This window comes from Streptomyces sp. SP18BB07, assembly GCF_036322545.1.
GTDB classification, from domain to species: domain Bacteria; phylum Actinomycetota; class Actinomycetes; order Streptomycetales; family Streptomycetaceae; genus Streptomyces; species Streptomyces deccanensis.
The window spans coordinates 21227-35345 of record NZ_JAQYWT010000221.1 but is presented as its reverse complement, the minus strand read 5'-3'; the positions used below and the strand labels follow the sequence as shown (position 1 = coordinate 35345).

Below are 14119 nucleotides of genomic sequence, written 5' to 3'. Positions count from 1 at the left end.
GGGGCGGCGGTCACGTCCGGTCGATGTGGACGTTCGTGGACTTCACCCGGGCCGTGGCCTCCATGCCGACCTCCAGGCCCAGTTCCTCCACGGCTTCCCGGGTGAGCAGCGAGACCAGGCGGTGCGGGCCCGCCTGGATCTCGACCTGGGCCGCCACGTCCCCGAGCTTCACGGCGGTGACGATGCCGGGGAAGGCGTTGCGCGCCGAGGTGTACGGGGCGTCGGCCTCGTCGGCGGTGTCCGAGGCCAGCTCCACCGAGAAGGCCGCGAGGTCCCTCCCGTCGATGAGCCGACGCCCGCTCTCGTCGCGCCGCGTCGCCACCCGGCCCGCGTCCGCCCAGCGCCGCGCGGTGTCGGGGCTGACCCCGAGCAGCCGCGCGGCCTGCCCGATCGTGTAGGACTGCATGGGCGCCAAGATATGCGGGTCCGCGCGCATACGCTTCAGCGCACCCCGCCGCCGCCCGCCAACGGTGCCGTACGCCGTCGCCCGCGCGGCCGTCACCCGCAAGCCGGCCCCCATGATCGCGCTGACCGTATCCCTCCAGGTCGTCCCGGGGCACCGGGACGACCTGGAGGGATCGACGGCGAGCTCTTCGACCGACAAGGGAGGGGCACCCACCCCCTGAGCCCCCGACCCTCGCCCTCCAGGCTCACCGCAGCGAGGTCATGAACTTCCCCAACCGGGCGATCCCCTCGCGCAGTTCGTCCGACGAGGCCGCGTAGGAGAGGCGGACGTGGGTGTCGGCGGTGTGCGTGCCGAAGTCCCGGCCGGGCGTGAGGGCCACGTGCGCCTCCCGCAGCGCCCGCTCGCAGAACTGCCAGGAGGTCAGGCCCGTCCCGCTGACGTCGAAGTAGACGTAGAACGCGCCGTCGGGCGGCACCGGGACCGGCAGCCCGATCCGTGCCAGCCCGTCCAGGACGAGCGCCCGCCGCTCGCCGAACTCCACCCGGCGCGCCTCGCACACCGCCAGGGACTCGGGGGTGAAGCAGGCGAGCGCGGCGTGCTGGGCCGGGGCGGAGGCGCAGAGGAAGTAGTTCTGGGCGAGACGCTCCAGGGCCGGTACGAGGGGCTCGGGGACGACGCACCAGCCGAGCCGCCAGCCGGTCATCCCGAAGTACTTCGAGAAGCTGTTGATCACGACGGCACCGGGGTCGTACGACAGCGCGCTGCGCGGCGGGCGGCCCCGCTCGTCGTGGTCGCCGAGGTCGAGGTAGATCTCGTCGACGAGGCGCCACGCGTCCCGCTCGCGGGTCAGGTCGCAGAGGGCGGCGAGTTCGTCGGCGGGGACGGAGGTGCCGGTCGGGTTGGACGGGGTGGCCACCATGAGCCCGCGCGTACGGTCGGTCCAGTGCGCCCGCACCGCCGCCGCGTCCAGCTGGAACCGGCTCGCGGCGGTGGTGGGCACGAGCGTGACGTCGGCGCCGAAGCTCTCGACGATCTGGCGGTTGCACGGGTAGGACGGGTCGCCGATGAGCACCTCGTCGCCGGGGTCGACGAGCGCGGCGGTGGCCAGCACGAGCGCGGCCGAGGCGCCCGCCGTGACGACGACCCGGCCCGGGTCGACCTCGACGCCGTGCCGGTCGCCGTAGAAGCCGGCGATGGCCTCCCGCAGGGCGGGCAGTCCGAGCGCCGCCGTGTAGCTCATCGGCCGCCCGTCCATCACCTCCCGCATCGCCTCCACGACGGCCGGGGGTGCGCCGAAGTCCGGCTCCCCGAGGCTGAGCTTGACGACGTCGTGCCCCTGCGCGGTCAGCGCGGCGGCCTGCTTGGCGAACTCCATGGCGTAGAAGGGCGCGACGGCACGGGCCCGCCGAGAGACCCGTACCCCGCCCGCGCTGCCCGCACTGCTGCTCGTGTTGCTCATACGGCCCATGCTGCGGCCCGGGGGGTCCCGGAGGCCAGCGAGGACCGAGGTTCGGACAGGTGAGCGCCCCATGGGTCGGGGGGTGCGGGTCCGTGGGCGACTGCGGGTCCGGTGGGGCTTCTCGCGCAGTTCCCCGCGCCCCTAAAAGCATCAGGCTCCTGCGGGCCTGAAAAAAAGCATCAGGCCCCTGCGGGCCTGAAAGACCACGGCCCCGCGCCCCTGAAAAGCACGGGGCGCAGCCCCTGCTTTTCAGGGGCGCGGGGAACTGCGCGAGAAGCCCCACCAGCCCGCGCCCGCCGACGAACCCCGCCCCCAAACCCATGAGGCACCGTCGTCCCGCACGCGCCGGCACGGCAGTGCGCCCGCGGCGGGCGGACGGCTACGCCGTAAGGGCCCCGGCCACCAGGCCCGCTGTCCTCGCCACCAACGGGTTGTCCGTGGGGCCCGCGGGGTCGTGCTTCGTCGAGAGGACGGACAGGATCAAGGGCGGGCGGTCGGGGGGCCACACGACGCCGACGTCATTGGCGACTCCGTACGCCGACCCACCGCCGGTCTTGTCCGCGAGCGTCCAGTCGGCGGGCAGGCCGGCCCGGAACCGCTGGACGTTGGTCGAGTTGGCGATCAGCCAGTCGGTCAGCAGTTCCCGGTCCGCGTCCGGCAGGACCCGGCCCAGGAGGAGCCGCGCATACGTCCCGCCGATCGCCCGAGGCGTGGTCGTGTCCGTCGTCCGCCATGGCTCCGCCGTGTTCAGCTCCGGCTCCCAGCGGTCGAGACGGGTCGTCCGGTCGCCGAGCGAGCGGCAGAAGCGGGTGATCGCGCTCGGCCCGCCCAGCTCACGCAGCAGCAGGTTCCCCGCCCCGTTGTCGCTGTGCGAGACCGTGGCGGAGCACAGCTCCCCGACCGTCATGCCGGCCTCGACGTTCGCGGCCGTGCCCGTGATCGGGCTGTAGCCCGCGGCCTCGGCGTACTCCTTCGTGTAGTGGATCCGCTTCGCGAGGTACTCACCGTCGCGGTCGAGGTCCCGTAACACCGCCCCGGCGGCGAGCGTCTTGAACACCGAGCACAGGGGGAACCGCTCGTCCGCGCGGTACGCCACCGTGCGCCCCGTCGCCGTGTCATGGGCGTAGACCCCCAGCCGCGCCGCGTACTCCCGCTCCAGCTCCGCCAGTTGCCGGGAGAGCCCCGCCCCGCCGGTGCCGGCCGAGGCGTACGCCGCCCCGGAACCGAACGCGCCGATCGCGCCCACCCCCACCAGCCCACCGAGGCCGAGCACCGTGCGACGGCGAGGGAGGGGCCGGGAATGTGTTCTCGTGGTCACCAAGGTCGTCTCCGTACCGGTCGTCGTGATCTCTGTCCGACTCGCGAAGACGCCATTGCCTCCCACCAGGTTCCGTCATGGGCGGCGGCGTCGGCGCACAGGACGCCGGTGCCGGCCGGGTGCGAGCGCGTAGGCGCTGAGCAGACCCGCCACGCCGAGCGCGCAGTCCACGTAGAACGCGGCGACCCGCGACGCTCCGCCGCAGACGATGATGAGGACGATGCCGATCACGAGGACGGCGAGAAAGGTCACATGGTGGCGGCGAAGTGACGCCGCGAGATCGATCGGCACGTTCTCTCCCTTTTTCGTGGACTCCGGTTGAGCTGACCTCCATTCGACCGGCAGGTCCGCCGACGGGTCCAGGAAATCCGACAGGCCCCGATGTGCCGGGAAGAGGACCAGAATTTCGGCCTTCTTCAGTGGAATTCGGTGAAGTTCGGCGCCGCTGGTGGGCGGGGTGCAATCATCTCGGCCATCCGGTTGGTGTCCGTCGCATGGGGGGAATCGTGGATGGCTACCCGGGCGGCGCGCTGCCGCCGGTGCGGCGGTTCGCCGCCGAGTTACGACGGCTGCGCATCGCGGCCGGTGACCCGCAGCTCAAGACGATCGCCGCACGGGCCCAGTGCAGTCAGGCGACGGTCTCCGAGGCGCTCAACGGCCGTCGCCTGCCCAGCGAGACGGTCACCCGGCGCCTGGTCATGGCCCTGGATGGCGACTGGGCGCGCTGGAAGGAACTCTGGCGGCTCGTCCGCACCGAACTGGACGAGCTGAAGCATCACACGCCCGAGACCCCGCCGAGGACCCTGCGGGCCGACATGGTCAGCTATCCGGACGCCCCCTCCTTCTACCGGGCCGCGGCGACCGCCATCCGCGCTGCGCGCCGCGAGATCCGGCTGACCTACGTACGGGTCCATCCGCCCGGCCAGTGGCTCAACTCGGAGGCGGACGCCTACTACAAGACCGTGCTGCAGTGGGCCAGGGAGCACGCTGACGGGTCCGCCAGCGTCCGGCGCATCATCGGTGTCCCGGAGCGGAACGGCGCGCCGGTGCCCTCCTATCTGGCCTGGCTGCGGGAGCACCAGGCGGAGGTCAGGGACGTGTACGCCTACGAGGCACGGGTGATGTCCTGGAACAACTCCTGCTCCTGGCACAACACGGGACTCCTGGACGACTCGGTCACCTTTCTCTCCTTCTCCGGCGCCGGCCGCCAGCAACTCGCCGGGCTCAGCGTCGAAGGCCCGGTCTTCCTGGCGCACTACGCGTCCATCTTCGACCAGTCCTGGGGCGCGTTGCAGCCACTCGACGAGTACGTGGCGCGACAGGGACCCTGACCCCTCGCCGTCACCGAGTGCCCCCGGCACATGACGAGGGCGGGGTTCCAGGAACCCCGCCCGCAGTTCACGGAGGCTCGGTCTCGGCCCTGGTCAGGGCCAGACCAGGCAGTACGGCTGGTGTCCCGCCTCGTGCAACCGGTGGCTGAAGTCCTGCCATTCGTGGAGCAGTTGGTAGACGTTGAACGCGTCGCGCGGGCCGCCGCGGTCCGGGACCGTCGACCAGATGAACGCCGCCGCGCCGACCGCCTCCTCGCCGATGCCGCGCAGCGGGTCGACGACGGTCATCGGCAGCTTCACGACCGCGTAGTCGGGGTGCAGCACGACCAGTTCGAGCGGGGGCACCTTGTGGAGGGGGACGCCTTCGATGCCGGTCAGCACCATCGCGGCCATCGTCTCCGGCTTGATCTTGGTGAACATGCCGTTCATGCCCAGCTCGTCGCCGCCGAGTTCCTCGGGGCGCATCGAGATCGGGACGCGGGCCGCGGTCGCGCCGTCGGGCGCGCCGAAGTATTTGTACGTCACCCCCACCCGACCACCATTCCCGCTCCCCGCCCGGAGCCGGTTGACCACGTGGTCCAGGCCCTCCACACGGCCCGTGGGGTCCGCACTCTCGATGCGGTCCGTACGGTCCTTGCGGTCCGCGCGGCTCCTGCGTTCCGCGCGCGTCCTGCGATCCACCAGGTCAGGCCGGTCCATCCGGTCCGTCTGATCCATTCCGTCCACACGATTGACACGATCCACATGATCGGCACGATCCATACGGTCCATACCGTCCATACGGCTGCGCCGCCCGATCCGCTCAGAGCCACCGCTCTGGATCCGGTCGGAGCCACCGGGCGGGATTCGATCGGAACCGTCCTCGGACCGGCCGAGGCCGGTGTCGGACCGGTCGAGTCCGCCCTCACCTCGGTCGATTCCACCCTCGATCCGGTCGGAACCGGAAGCGGGGCCGGGGCCGGAACCAGAAGCGGAGCCGGGACCGGGCTGTGAACGGTCGGTGTCGCCCTGCGCGCCGCGTCGGCGACGCGAGCGGGGCTGGGCCTCCTGCCGCTGGTCCCGCGAACCGCGCGCGTCACGCGCGTCGAAGGAGTCGCGCGGGGCGAGGGGGTCGAGTGGGTCGTGTGTGCCGTGTGCACCCTGCGGACCGTACACGCCCGGCTGCTCCTGCGGTGCGTACGGGGGCTGTGACCCCGGCGACCCCACGGGCGGCGGCGGTACGGAGGGAAGCGGCGGCACGGGCGGCGTCGGCGGTCCCACCGGACGGACCGGCGGCGCACCCTGCGGACCCGGGGACGATGCCTGCGAGCCCGGCCCGGCCGGCCCGCTCACCTCGCCCGGCGCGCTCCGCTCGGTCGACCCGCCCCGCTCCTGCCGTGTCTCCGCGGCCTCCTCCGCCTCGCGCCGGTGCCTGCCCCGCCGGGCACGACGAGGACCGAGGTCACCGGTCCCCTCGCCCAGTCCGCCACCGCGATGCATATCTCCACCCGAACGCATTTCTGGGCCGCGTGACCCCCGCCGCGCAACCCGATCATCGTGTCAGTGACCTCCCCCGCGACCGCTCGCCGAAACGTGCGCGCAAACACCAGTCGGCAGGATCTTCGGAGCCTCTGACACCATGGCCTGTGTGAGCTATCCGTACGAAGCCCCAGTTTCGCAGACTCTTTTCGAGCGCGCGGCGGCCGTCACGCCCGGCGGCGTGAACTCTCCCGTGCGCGCCTTCCGCGCCGTGGGCGGTACGCCCCGGTTCATGGTGTCCGGTACCGGTCCGTATCTGACGGACGCCGACGGCCGCGAGTATGTAGATCTTGTGTGTTCGTGGGGTCCCATGATCCTCGGGCACTCCCGTCCCGAGGTCATCGCCGCCGTCCAGGACGCCGTCTCGCGCGGCACGTCCTTCGGTACGCCCGGTGAGGGCGAGGTCGCGCTCGCCGAGGAGATGGTGGGCCGGGTCGGGCCGCTGGAGCAGGTGCGGCTGGTCTCCAGCGGGACCGAGGCCACCATGTCGGCGATCCGCCTCGCCCGCGGTTTCACCGGCCGTGCGAAGGTCGTGAAGTTCGCCGGGTGTTACCACGGTCACGTCGACTCGCTGCTCGCCGCCGCCGGGTCCGGTGTCGCCACCTTCGCGCTCCCCGACACCCCGGGCGTCACCGGCGCCCAGGCCGGCGACACCATCGTCCTGCCCTACAACGACCTCGACGCCGTACGCGCCGCCTTCGCCGCCCACCCCGGCGAGATCGCGTGCGTGATCACCGAAGCCTCCCCGGGCAACATGGGCGTCGTGCCGCCGCTGCCGGGCTTCAACCAGGGGCTCAAGGACGTCTGCGCGGAGAACGGCGCGCTGTACGTCTCCGACGAGGTGATGACCGGGTTCCGGACCAGTCGCGCCGGGTGGTTCGGGATCGACGGGGTCGTCCCGGACCTGATGACCTTCGGCAAGGTGATGGGTGGCGGCTTCCCCGCCGCGGCGTTCGGCGGCCGCGCCGACGTGATGGCGTACCTCGCGCCCGCCGGGCCCGTCTACCAGGCCGGCACACTCTCCGGGAACCCGGTCGCGACGGCCGCCGGACTCGCGCAGCTGCGGCTGCTGGACGAGGCGGCGTACGACACCGTGAACGCGGTGTCCGTCCAGATCCAGGGGCTCGTCGGCGACGCGCTCAGCAAGGAGGGCGTCGCGCACACGCTGCAGAACGCCTCCAACATGTTCTCCGTGTTCTTCACGGAGACGCCCGTGCGGAACTACGAGGAGGCCAAGGCGCAGGAGTCGTACCGCTTCAACGCCTTCTTCCACTCGATGCTGTCGCAGGGCGTCTACTTGCCGCCGTCGTCGTTCGAGTCGTGGTTCGTGTCGACCGCGCACGACGAGCGGGCGGTTCAGCGGATCGCCGACGCCCTTCCGGCGGCGGCGCGGGCAGCAGCGGAGGCTTCGGCAGCATGAGTGACATCACGGTCGTCCACCTGATGCGGCACGGCGAGGTCGCCAACCCGGACGGGATCCTCTACGGGCGCCTGCACGGGTACCACCTCTCCGATCTCGGGCGGCGCATGGCCGACCGGGTCGCCGAGCACCTGGCGCCGCGTGACATCACGCACGTCGTCGCCTCCCCGCTGGAGCGGGCACAGGAGACGGCGACGCCGATCGCCAAGGCGCACGGGCTCGACCTCGCCACCGACGGGCGGCTCATCGAGGCGGACAACGTCTTCCAGGGCAAGACCTTCGGGGTCGGCGACGGCGCGCTGAAGCGGCCGGAGAACTGGAAGCACCTGGTCAATCCGTTCAAGCCGTCGTGGGGTGAGCCATACGTCGACCAGGTCGTCCGGATGATGGGGGCGCTGGACGCGGCGAAGGACGCGGCGCGCGGGCACGAGGCCGTGCTGGTCTCGCATCAGCTGCCGATCTGGATCGTGCGGTCGTACGTCGAGAAGCGGCGGCTGTGGCACGATCCGCGGCGGCGGCAGTGCACGCTCGCGTCGCTGACCACGTTCACGTACCAGGGCGACAGGATCGTTTCCGTCGGCTACAGCGAGCCGGCGCGGGATCTGGTGCCGCCGCATCTGCTGGCGGGGGCGAAGGCGGTGAAGGGCAAGGACAAGGCCTTCGGTGCGTGAGCGCTCCGCTTGGGGGCCGGTTACTGGTTACTGGTCGGCTGGGGTTGTGGGGGAACTGCGGGTCCGGTGGGGCTTCTCGCGCAGTTCCCCGCGCCCCTGAAGGGGCGCGGTTACCAGCGGCCCTAAAAGATTCTTGTTCGTCCGAGATCAAAAGGAACCGTCGCTTCCTGGCATCCCTCTAAAACGGTGTGCTTCGCGTGAACTGGTGCGTGAGCTGACCAAGGGGGACGTAATGCGCGAACTGTCGCGAAGGGGAGTGTTGGGGCTCGGCGCGGGGGCGGCGGCCGGGCTGGGGCTGACCGGGTGCGGTACGGGGCTCGGGGGCACACCGAGCGAGGCCGGCGGGGCCGGTGGCGGTGGCAAGGGCTCGGGGAGGAAGAAGCCGGGGACGACGGCGAAGCCGCTGGGTGACGGGTCGACCTCGTACACGGGGAAGCAGCCGAACCAGCCGGAGAAGCCGCGGGCCTTGGCGCCCGGCGAGACGCCGCCGCAGTTCGTGGTCTTCTCCTGGGACGGGGCCGGAGACGTCGGGAACGGCCTCTTCGAGCGGTTCCTCAAGGCCGGGCGGGACCACGACGCCCATATGACGTTCTTCCTCTCCGGGATCTATCTCGTCCCCGAGTCGAAGAAGCGCGTGTACCTTCCGCCGAACAACGCGCCCGGCGCCTCCGACATCGGTTATCTGACGGACGAGCACATCAAGTCGACGCTGGGACACCTGCGGACGGCGTGGCTCGACGGGCACGAGATAGGCACCCACTTCAACGGCCACTTCTGCGGCGGCAGCGGCTCGGTCGGCAACTGGACGCCCAAGCAGTGGCGCGACGAGATCGACCAGGCGAAGGCGTTCGTGAAGGAGTGGAAGACCAACAGCGGGTGGACGGACGTCGAGCCCCTGCCGTTCGATTACGACAAGGAACTCGTCGGCGGGCGGACGCCATGTCTGCTGGGGCAGGAGAACCTGCTGCCCACCGCGCGCGAGCTGGGCTGGCGCTACGACTCCTCCTCGCCCGGCGGCCTCCAGGTCTGGCCGAAGAAGAAGCAGGGCCTGTGGGACCTGCCCCTGCAGTCCGTGCCGTTCCCCGGGCGGAGCTTCGAGGTGCTCTCCATGGACTACAACATCATGTACAACCAGTCCCAGAACTCCACCCAGGCCCCGCCCGCCAACTACCCGGCCTACCGCACCCAGGCGACCGGCGCGTACGTCGCCGGGTTCCAGCGGGCGTACGAGACGAACCGCGCGCCCCTCTTCATAGGCAACCACTTCGAGGAGTGGAACGGCGGGGTCTACATGGACGCCGTCGAGGAGGCCCTCAAGCACATCGCGCGGGCCAAGGAGAAGGCCAGGGACGGGGAGATACGGATCGTCTCCTTCCGGCAGTTCGTGGACTGGATCGACGCCCAGACGCCGGACGTGCTCGCCAAGCTCCAGACCCTCGGTGTGGGACAGCGGCCGACGGGTGGGTGGAAGGAGTTCCTGGGGGCCGGCTCGGCCGCCTGACCTGCGGACAAGGGGGCCGCCGACCCCGCCGTAAGCCCTCGAAACGGGCATGCGAAACTTTTCACATGAGTGTCCGTACGAGCCGTAGTCGTGCCGCTTTGCTCTCCGCCGGGGCCGCCGCCCTGGCGCTGACGCTCTCCGCCTGCGCGGGCGGAGGCATCGAGGGCGGTGGCGGTCAGGCCGGGTTCATCACCGGATCCGACGGGATCGCGACGGTGAAGAAGGGGGACCGGGACACCGCGCCCGACCTCTCCGGGAAGACCATCGACGGCGAACAGCTCGACCTCTCCGCCTACCAGGGCAAGATCATCGTCCTGAACGTGTGGGGTTCCTGGTGCGCGCCGTGCCGCGCCGAGGCGCCCAACCTGGCGAAGGTCTCCGAGGACCTCGCCGACCAGGGCGTGCAGTTCGTCGGCATCAACACCCGCGACACCAGCACCCGGCCCGCGGTCGCCTTCGAGGAGCAGTACAAGGTCGAGTACCCGAGCCTGTACGACCCCACGGGCAAGCTGCTGCTGCGCTTCGAGAAGGGCTCGCTCAACCCGCAGCTGATCCCCTCCACCCTGGTCATCGACCGGGAGGGAAAGCTCGCGGCGCGCACGCAGCAGGCGCTGAGCGAGGAGAAGCTGCGCAAGATGCTCAAGCCGATCCTCGCGGAGAAGTGACGTGACCGTGTCGGGAATGTCCGATCAGGTGCTGGCTGCCGCGCTCACCACGAGCGCCGCCGAGCTGAACGAGACCGTCTTCAACGGGGCCCTGCTGCTGGCGCTGCCGATCGCCGTCCTCGGCGGGCTCGTCTCCTTCTTCTCGCCCTGTGTCCTGCCGCTGGTGCCCGGCTATCTGTCGTACGTCACCGGAGTCGGCGGCACCGACCTGGTCGACGCCCGCCGCGGCCGGATGGTGGCCGGCGCCGGGCTGTTCGTGCTCGGGTTCACCTTCGTGTTCGTCTCCAGCGGCGCGCTCTTCGGCTACTTCGGCCGGACCCTGCTGGAGCACCAGGACATCCTCACCAAGGTGCTCGGCGTCCTCATGATCGCCATGGGCCTGTTCTTCATGGGGCTGATGCCCTGGTTCACCCAGCGCGAGTTCCGCTTCCACACCAGGCCCACCACCGGTCTGGTGGGCGCCCCGATACTCGGCGCGCTCTTCGGCATCGGCTGGGTGCCCTGCATCGGACCCACCCTCGCCTCGGTCAACGCCCTCGCCCTCGAACAGGCCAGCGCCGGTCGCGGCGCCCTGCTGATGGTGGCGTACTGTCTGGGGCTGGGCCTGCCCTTCGTGCTCGCCGCAGTGGCCTTCCGCAAGGCGCTCGGCGCCTTCGCCTGGGTCAAGCGGCACTACGCGTGGGTGCTGCGCATCGGCGGCGGCATGATGATCACGATCGGACTGCTCATGCTGACCGGCGCCTGGGACCGCATCGTTCAGGAGATGCAGGTCTGGTCCTCCGGCTTCACCCCTGGGATCTGAGCCAATGACGACGACCGACTCCGGCAACCGCGAGAAGACCGCACCCCGCGGCGGCGCGGCCGCCGACGACAACGACCTCGGTGCCGCCGGATCTCAGCTGTCCACCGCTCCGCAGGAGGACGCGCCCAACCTGCCCGCCCTGGGCGCGCTCGGGTGGGCCCGCTGGTTCTGGCGGCAGCTGACCTCGATGCGGGTCGCGCTGATCCTGCTGTTCATGCTGTCGCTCGCGGCGATCCCCGGCTCGCTGATCCCGCAGTCCGGGCAGGACGAGACCCGGGTCGCCGACTTCATGGAGCGGCACGACACCCTGGGGCCGATCTACGAGAAGCTCGGGCTGTTCCACGTCTACAGCTCGGTGTGGTTCTCGGCGATCTACATCCTGCTGTTCGTCTCGCTCATCGGCTGCATCGTGCCCCGCACCTGGCAGTTCGTGGGCCAGCTGCGCGGCCGCCCGCCGGGCGCCCCCAAGCGGCTGACCCGCCTGCCCGCCTACGCGACCTGGCGCACCGAGGCCCAGCCGGAGCAGGTCCGCGAGGCGGCACTGAGGGCGCTGAAGAAGCGTCGGTTCCGCGCGCACCTCGTCGGCGACGCGGTCGCCGCCGAGAAGGGCTATCTGCGGGAGGCGGGCAACCTCGCCTTCCATGTCGCCCTGATCGTGATGCTCGTCGCCTTCGCCTGGGGCCAGCTCTACCGGTCCGAGGGCAACAAGCTGATCGTCGAGGGCGGCGGCTTCGCCAACGTCCTCACGCAGTACGACGACTTCAAGTCCGGCAACCTCTTCACCGCCGAGGACCTCAACGCCTTCAGCTTCGACCTCAAGAACTTCCGCGGCACCTACGAGGTGAGCGGGCCGAACAAGGGCACGCCTCGGATCTACGAGGCGTACATCGACTACACCGTCGGCGCCGACGGCAAGCAGCGGTCGACCAAGATCGAGGTCAACAAGCCGCTGGAGATCGGCGACTCCAAGGTCTACCTGGTCAGCCACGGCTACGCGCCCGTGATCACGGTGCGGGACGGCAAGGGCAAGGTCGTCTTCAGCGATGCCGCGCCGCTGCTGCCGCTGGACTCCAATGTCACCTCCTCCGGCGCGATCAAGGTCATGGACGGCTACACCAACGCCGAGGGGAAGCGGGAGCAGCTCGGTTTCCAGGCGTTCTTCCTGCCGTCCTACGGCGGTGCCGACACGGCCGTCGTCTCGCAGTTCCCCGCGCTGCTCAACCCCGTGCTCAACCTGGAGCCCTACCACGGCGATCTCGGGGTCGACTCGGGTGTGCCGCAGAGTGTGTACCGGCTGGAGAAGCGGAAGCTGACGTCGTACAAGGACTCCAAGGGCGCGCAGGTACGGGAGAACCTGAAGCCCGGCGAGACCATGACGCTGCCCGGGGGGAACGGCACGGTCACCTTCGACGGGGTGAAGGAGTGGGCCGGCTTCCAGGTCACCCAGCAGCCCGGTAGTGGGTGGGCGCTCGGTGGAGCCGTCACCGCGATCCTGGGGCTCGCCGCGTCCCTCTTCGTCCAGCGCCGCCGGGTGTGGGTGCGGGCGGTGACCGGGCCGGACGGAGTCACCGTCGTGGAGATGGCGGGCCTTGGGCGCAGTGAGTCGGCGAAGGTGCCCGAGGAACTGGGTGACTTGGCGGCGGTCGTGCACGCCGAGGCGCCCACTGCCGCCGAGCCCGAGTCGGACGGTGAGCCATCCGCTGCCGATGAGCCTGAGGGCGGTGACGCTGACCGGCGCTTGCCGGGTGCCGCTGCGCCCACCCGTGCCGCCCCAGCGGCCCGATTGCCCGCAGGTAGTGCGGGCCCGGATACCCCCCAACCCCCAGCCGTACCTTCCGAAGGGGCTGAGAAGTGACTCTCGCCGCCGCCAGCAACGAAAACCTCGCGAACCTCAGCAATACGCTGATCTACTCCGCGATGGCCGTGTACACCCTGGCCTTCTTCGCCTACATCGCCGAGTGGCTCTTCGGGAGCCGGAGCAAGGTGGGCCGTACGGCCGCCGCGCTGACCGCCGAGGGCGGTGCCGCCGCGACCAAGAAGGCGGACGCGCCCGCGGTGACGGTGAAGACGGCCGGCGGGACGTCCGTGCTGGAGCGGCCGAAGGTGGTCGTGCGGGCCGCCACCGGCTCCCGGGACGTGCCGGACGGGCCCGGCGCCCACGGCGGGGACGAGCAGGGCGACCTCTACGGCCGTATCGCCGTGTCCCTCACGGTGCTCGCCTTCCTCGTGGAGTTCGGCGGGGTGCTCACCCGGGCCCTCTCGGTGCAGCGGGCGCCGTGGGGCAACATGTACGAGTTCAACATCACCTTCTCCACCGTGGCCGTCGGGGTGTACCTCGCGCTGCTCGCGCTGAAGAAGAACGTCCGCTGGCTCGGGCTGCCGCTCATCACGACCGTCCTCCTCGATCTCGGTCTCGCCGTCACTGTCTTGTACACCGCCAGCGACCAGTTGGTTCCCGCCCTGCACTCGTACTGGCTGTACATCCACGTCTCGACGGCGATCTTCTGCGGCGCGGTGTTCTACGTCGGCGCGGTCGGCACGATCCTGTACCTGTTCAAGGACTCCTACGAGAGCAAGCTCGCGAGCGGCGGCCGGCCCGGCCGGTTCGCGAGCTCGGTGATGGAGCGGCTGCCCGCCTCGGCCTCGCTCGACAAGTTCTCGTACCGCGTGAACGCCGCCGTCTTCCCGCTGTGGACGTTCACGATCATCGCGGGCGCGATCTGGGCGGGCGACGCGTGGGGCCGCTACTGGGGCTGGGACCCCAAGGAGACCTGGTCGTTCATCACCTGGGTGTGCTACGCCGCCTACCTGCACGCCCGTGCCACGGCCGGCTGGAAGGGCCGCAAGGCCGCGTACATCGCGCTCGCCGCGTTCGCCTGCTGGCTGTTCAACTACTACGGCGTCAACATCTTCGTCAGCGGCAAGCACTCCTACGCCGACGTCGGCTGAGTCCGCCGAGGAACACACCGAAGGCCGGTTCTCTTGTGACGTGGGTCACGGGAACCGGCCTTCGGCGTACGGACAGGGG

15 protein-coding genes are annotated in these 14119 nt (G+C 70.7%); 10 read left to right on the top strand and 5 right to left on the bottom strand.

Annotated elements, in window-relative coordinates:
* Positions 1-10 precede the first annotated feature (10 nt).
* Positions 11-406: a TOBE domain-containing protein gene (locus tag PUR53_RS05090; RefSeq protein WP_239756576.1), complete on the bottom strand. Its 396-nt coding sequence runs from the start codon at positions 404-406 to the stop codon at positions 11-13.
* Between PUR53_RS05090 and PUR53_RS05085 the strand changes: the two genes are divergently transcribed.
* The gene (locus tag PUR53_RS05085; protein WP_329895186.1) at positions 405-626 is read left to right on the top strand and encodes a hypothetical protein; all 222 of its coding nucleotides are present in this window, start codon (positions 405-407) and stop codon (positions 624-626) included. The two genes, PUR53_RS05090 and PUR53_RS05085, sit on opposite strands and share 2 nt — an antisense overlap.
* 24 nt (positions 627-650) lie before the next feature.
* Here PUR53_RS05085 and PUR53_RS05080 read toward each other — a convergent pair whose 3' ends face one another.
* From PUR53_RS05080 to PUR53_RS05070, 3 genes are all read right to left on the bottom strand, one after another.
* Positions 651-1865, bottom strand: a complete 1215-nt coding sequence (locus PUR53_RS05080; protein WP_329907497.1) for a pyridoxal phosphate-dependent aminotransferase — start codon at positions 1863-1865, stop codon at positions 651-653.
* Between the two features lie 379 nt (positions 1866-2244).
* Positions 2245-3183 (bottom strand): class A beta-lactamase, encoded by a 939-nt coding sequence (gene bla / locus PUR53_RS05075; protein ID WP_443078039.1) that lies wholly within the window; start codon positions 3181-3183, stop codon positions 2245-2247.
* A 75-nt stretch (positions 3184-3258) separates the two neighbouring features.
* Positions 3259-3474, bottom strand: coding sequence for a hypothetical protein (locus PUR53_RS05070; protein ID WP_329895188.1), 216 nt, complete (start codon positions 3472-3474; stop codon positions 3259-3261).
* Between the two features lie 215 nt (positions 3475-3689).
* On the opposite strand from PUR53_RS05070, the gene PUR53_RS05065 reads away from it, so the two are divergent.
* Positions 3690-4514 (top strand): helix-turn-helix domain-containing protein, encoded by an 825-nt coding sequence (locus PUR53_RS05065; RefSeq protein WP_329907496.1) that lies wholly within the window; start codon positions 3690-3692, stop codon positions 4512-4514.
* Positions 4515-4607: 93 nt separating this feature from the next.
* Here the strand turns inward: PUR53_RS05065 and PUR53_RS05060 are convergent, their stop codons facing one another.
* On the bottom strand, positions 4608-5045 hold the full coding sequence (locus PUR53_RS05060) for a hypothetical protein (protein WP_003974483.1): 438 nt from the start codon (positions 5043-5045) through the stop codon (positions 4608-4610).
* A gap of 213 nt (positions 5046-5258) precedes the next feature.
* On the opposite strand from PUR53_RS05060, the gene PUR53_RS05055 reads away from it, so the two are divergent.
* The 8 genes from PUR53_RS05055 (at position 5259) to ccsB (ending at position 14040) form a co-directional block, all read left to right on the top strand.
* Positions 5259-5507, top strand: coding sequence for a hypothetical protein (locus PUR53_RS05055; protein ID WP_329907495.1), 249 nt, complete (start codon positions 5259-5261; stop codon positions 5505-5507).
* Positions 5508-6132: 625 nt separating this feature from the next.
* A complete protein-coding gene (gene hemL / locus PUR53_RS05050; protein ID WP_329907494.1) occupies positions 6133-7452 on the top strand; it encodes a glutamate-1-semialdehyde 2,1-aminomutase in 1320 nt (439 codons plus the stop codon).
* A complete protein-coding gene (locus tag PUR53_RS05045; protein ID WP_329895192.1) occupies positions 7449-8123 on the top strand; it encodes a histidine phosphatase family protein in 675 nt (224 codons plus the stop codon). Before hemL ends, PUR53_RS05045 begins: the two co-directional genes overlap by 4 nt.
* A 232-nt stretch (positions 8124-8355) precedes the next feature.
* A complete protein-coding gene (locus tag PUR53_RS05040; protein WP_329907493.1) occupies positions 8356-9624 on the top strand; it encodes a hypothetical protein in 1269 nt (422 codons plus the stop codon).
* Positions 9625-9689: 65 nt separating this feature from the next.
* Complete coding sequence (locus PUR53_RS05035) at positions 9690-10289, top strand: TlpA family protein disulfide reductase (RefSeq protein ID WP_329895194.1); 600 nt, start codon at positions 9690-9692, stop codon at positions 10287-10289.
* A gap of 16 nt (positions 10290-10305) precedes the next feature.
* On the top strand, positions 10306-11091 hold the full coding sequence (locus PUR53_RS05030) for a cytochrome c biogenesis CcdA family protein (protein WP_329895195.1): 786 nt from the start codon (positions 10306-10308) through the stop codon (positions 11089-11091).
* A gap of 4 nt (positions 11092-11095) precedes the next feature.
* On the top strand, positions 11096-12946 hold the full coding sequence (gene resB, locus PUR53_RS05025) for a cytochrome c biogenesis protein ResB (protein WP_329907492.1): 1851 nt from the start codon (positions 11096-11098) through the stop codon (positions 12944-12946).
* The gene (gene ccsB, locus PUR53_RS05020) at positions 12943-14040 is read left to right on the top strand and encodes a c-type cytochrome biogenesis protein CcsB (protein WP_329895197.1); all 1098 of its coding nucleotides are present in this window, start codon (positions 12943-12945) and stop codon (positions 14038-14040) included. The genes resB and ccsB overlap by 4 nt, the downstream gene beginning before the upstream one ends.
* Positions 14041-14119 lie beyond the last annotated feature (79 nt).

Bases quoted from the DNA above. Each gene is read 5' to 3' on its own strand.
- PUR53_RS05085 (WP_329895186.1), top strand. From the start codon at position 405: ATGGGCGCCAAGATATGCGGGTCCGCGCGCATACGCTTCAGCGCACCC.
- PUR53_RS05080 (WP_329907497.1), bottom strand. From the start codon at position 1,865: ATGAGCAACACGAGCAGCAGTGCGGGCAGCGCGGGCGGGGTACGGGTC.
- PUR53_RS05030 (WP_329895195.1), top strand. From the start codon at position 10,306: ATGTCCGATCAGGTGCTGGCTGCCGCGCTCACCACGAGCGCCGCCGAG.
- PUR53_RS05055 (WP_329907495.1), top strand. From the start codon at position 5,259: ATGATCGGCACGATCCATACGGTCCATACCGTCCATACGGCTGCGCCG.
- PUR53_RS05045 (WP_329895192.1), top strand. From the start codon at position 7,449: ATGAGTGACATCACGGTCGTCCACCTGATGCGGCACGGCGAGGTCGCC.
- resB (WP_329907492.1), top strand. From the start codon at position 11,096: ATGACGACGACCGACTCCGGCAACCGCGAGAAGACCGCACCCCGCGGC.
- hemL (WP_329907494.1), top strand. From the start codon at position 6,133: ATGGCCTGTGTGAGCTATCCGTACGAAGCCCCAGTTTCGCAGACTCTT.
- PUR53_RS05040 (WP_329907493.1), top strand. From the start codon at position 8,356: ATGCGCGAACTGTCGCGAAGGGGAGTGTTGGGGCTCGGCGCGGGGGCG.
- PUR53_RS05035 (WP_329895194.1), top strand. From the start codon at position 9,690: ATGAGTGTCCGTACGAGCCGTAGTCGTGCCGCTTTGCTCTCCGCCGGG.
- PUR53_RS05090 (WP_239756576.1), bottom strand. From the start codon at position 406: ATGCAGTCCTACACGATCGGGCAGGCCGCGCGGCTGCTCGGGGTCAGC.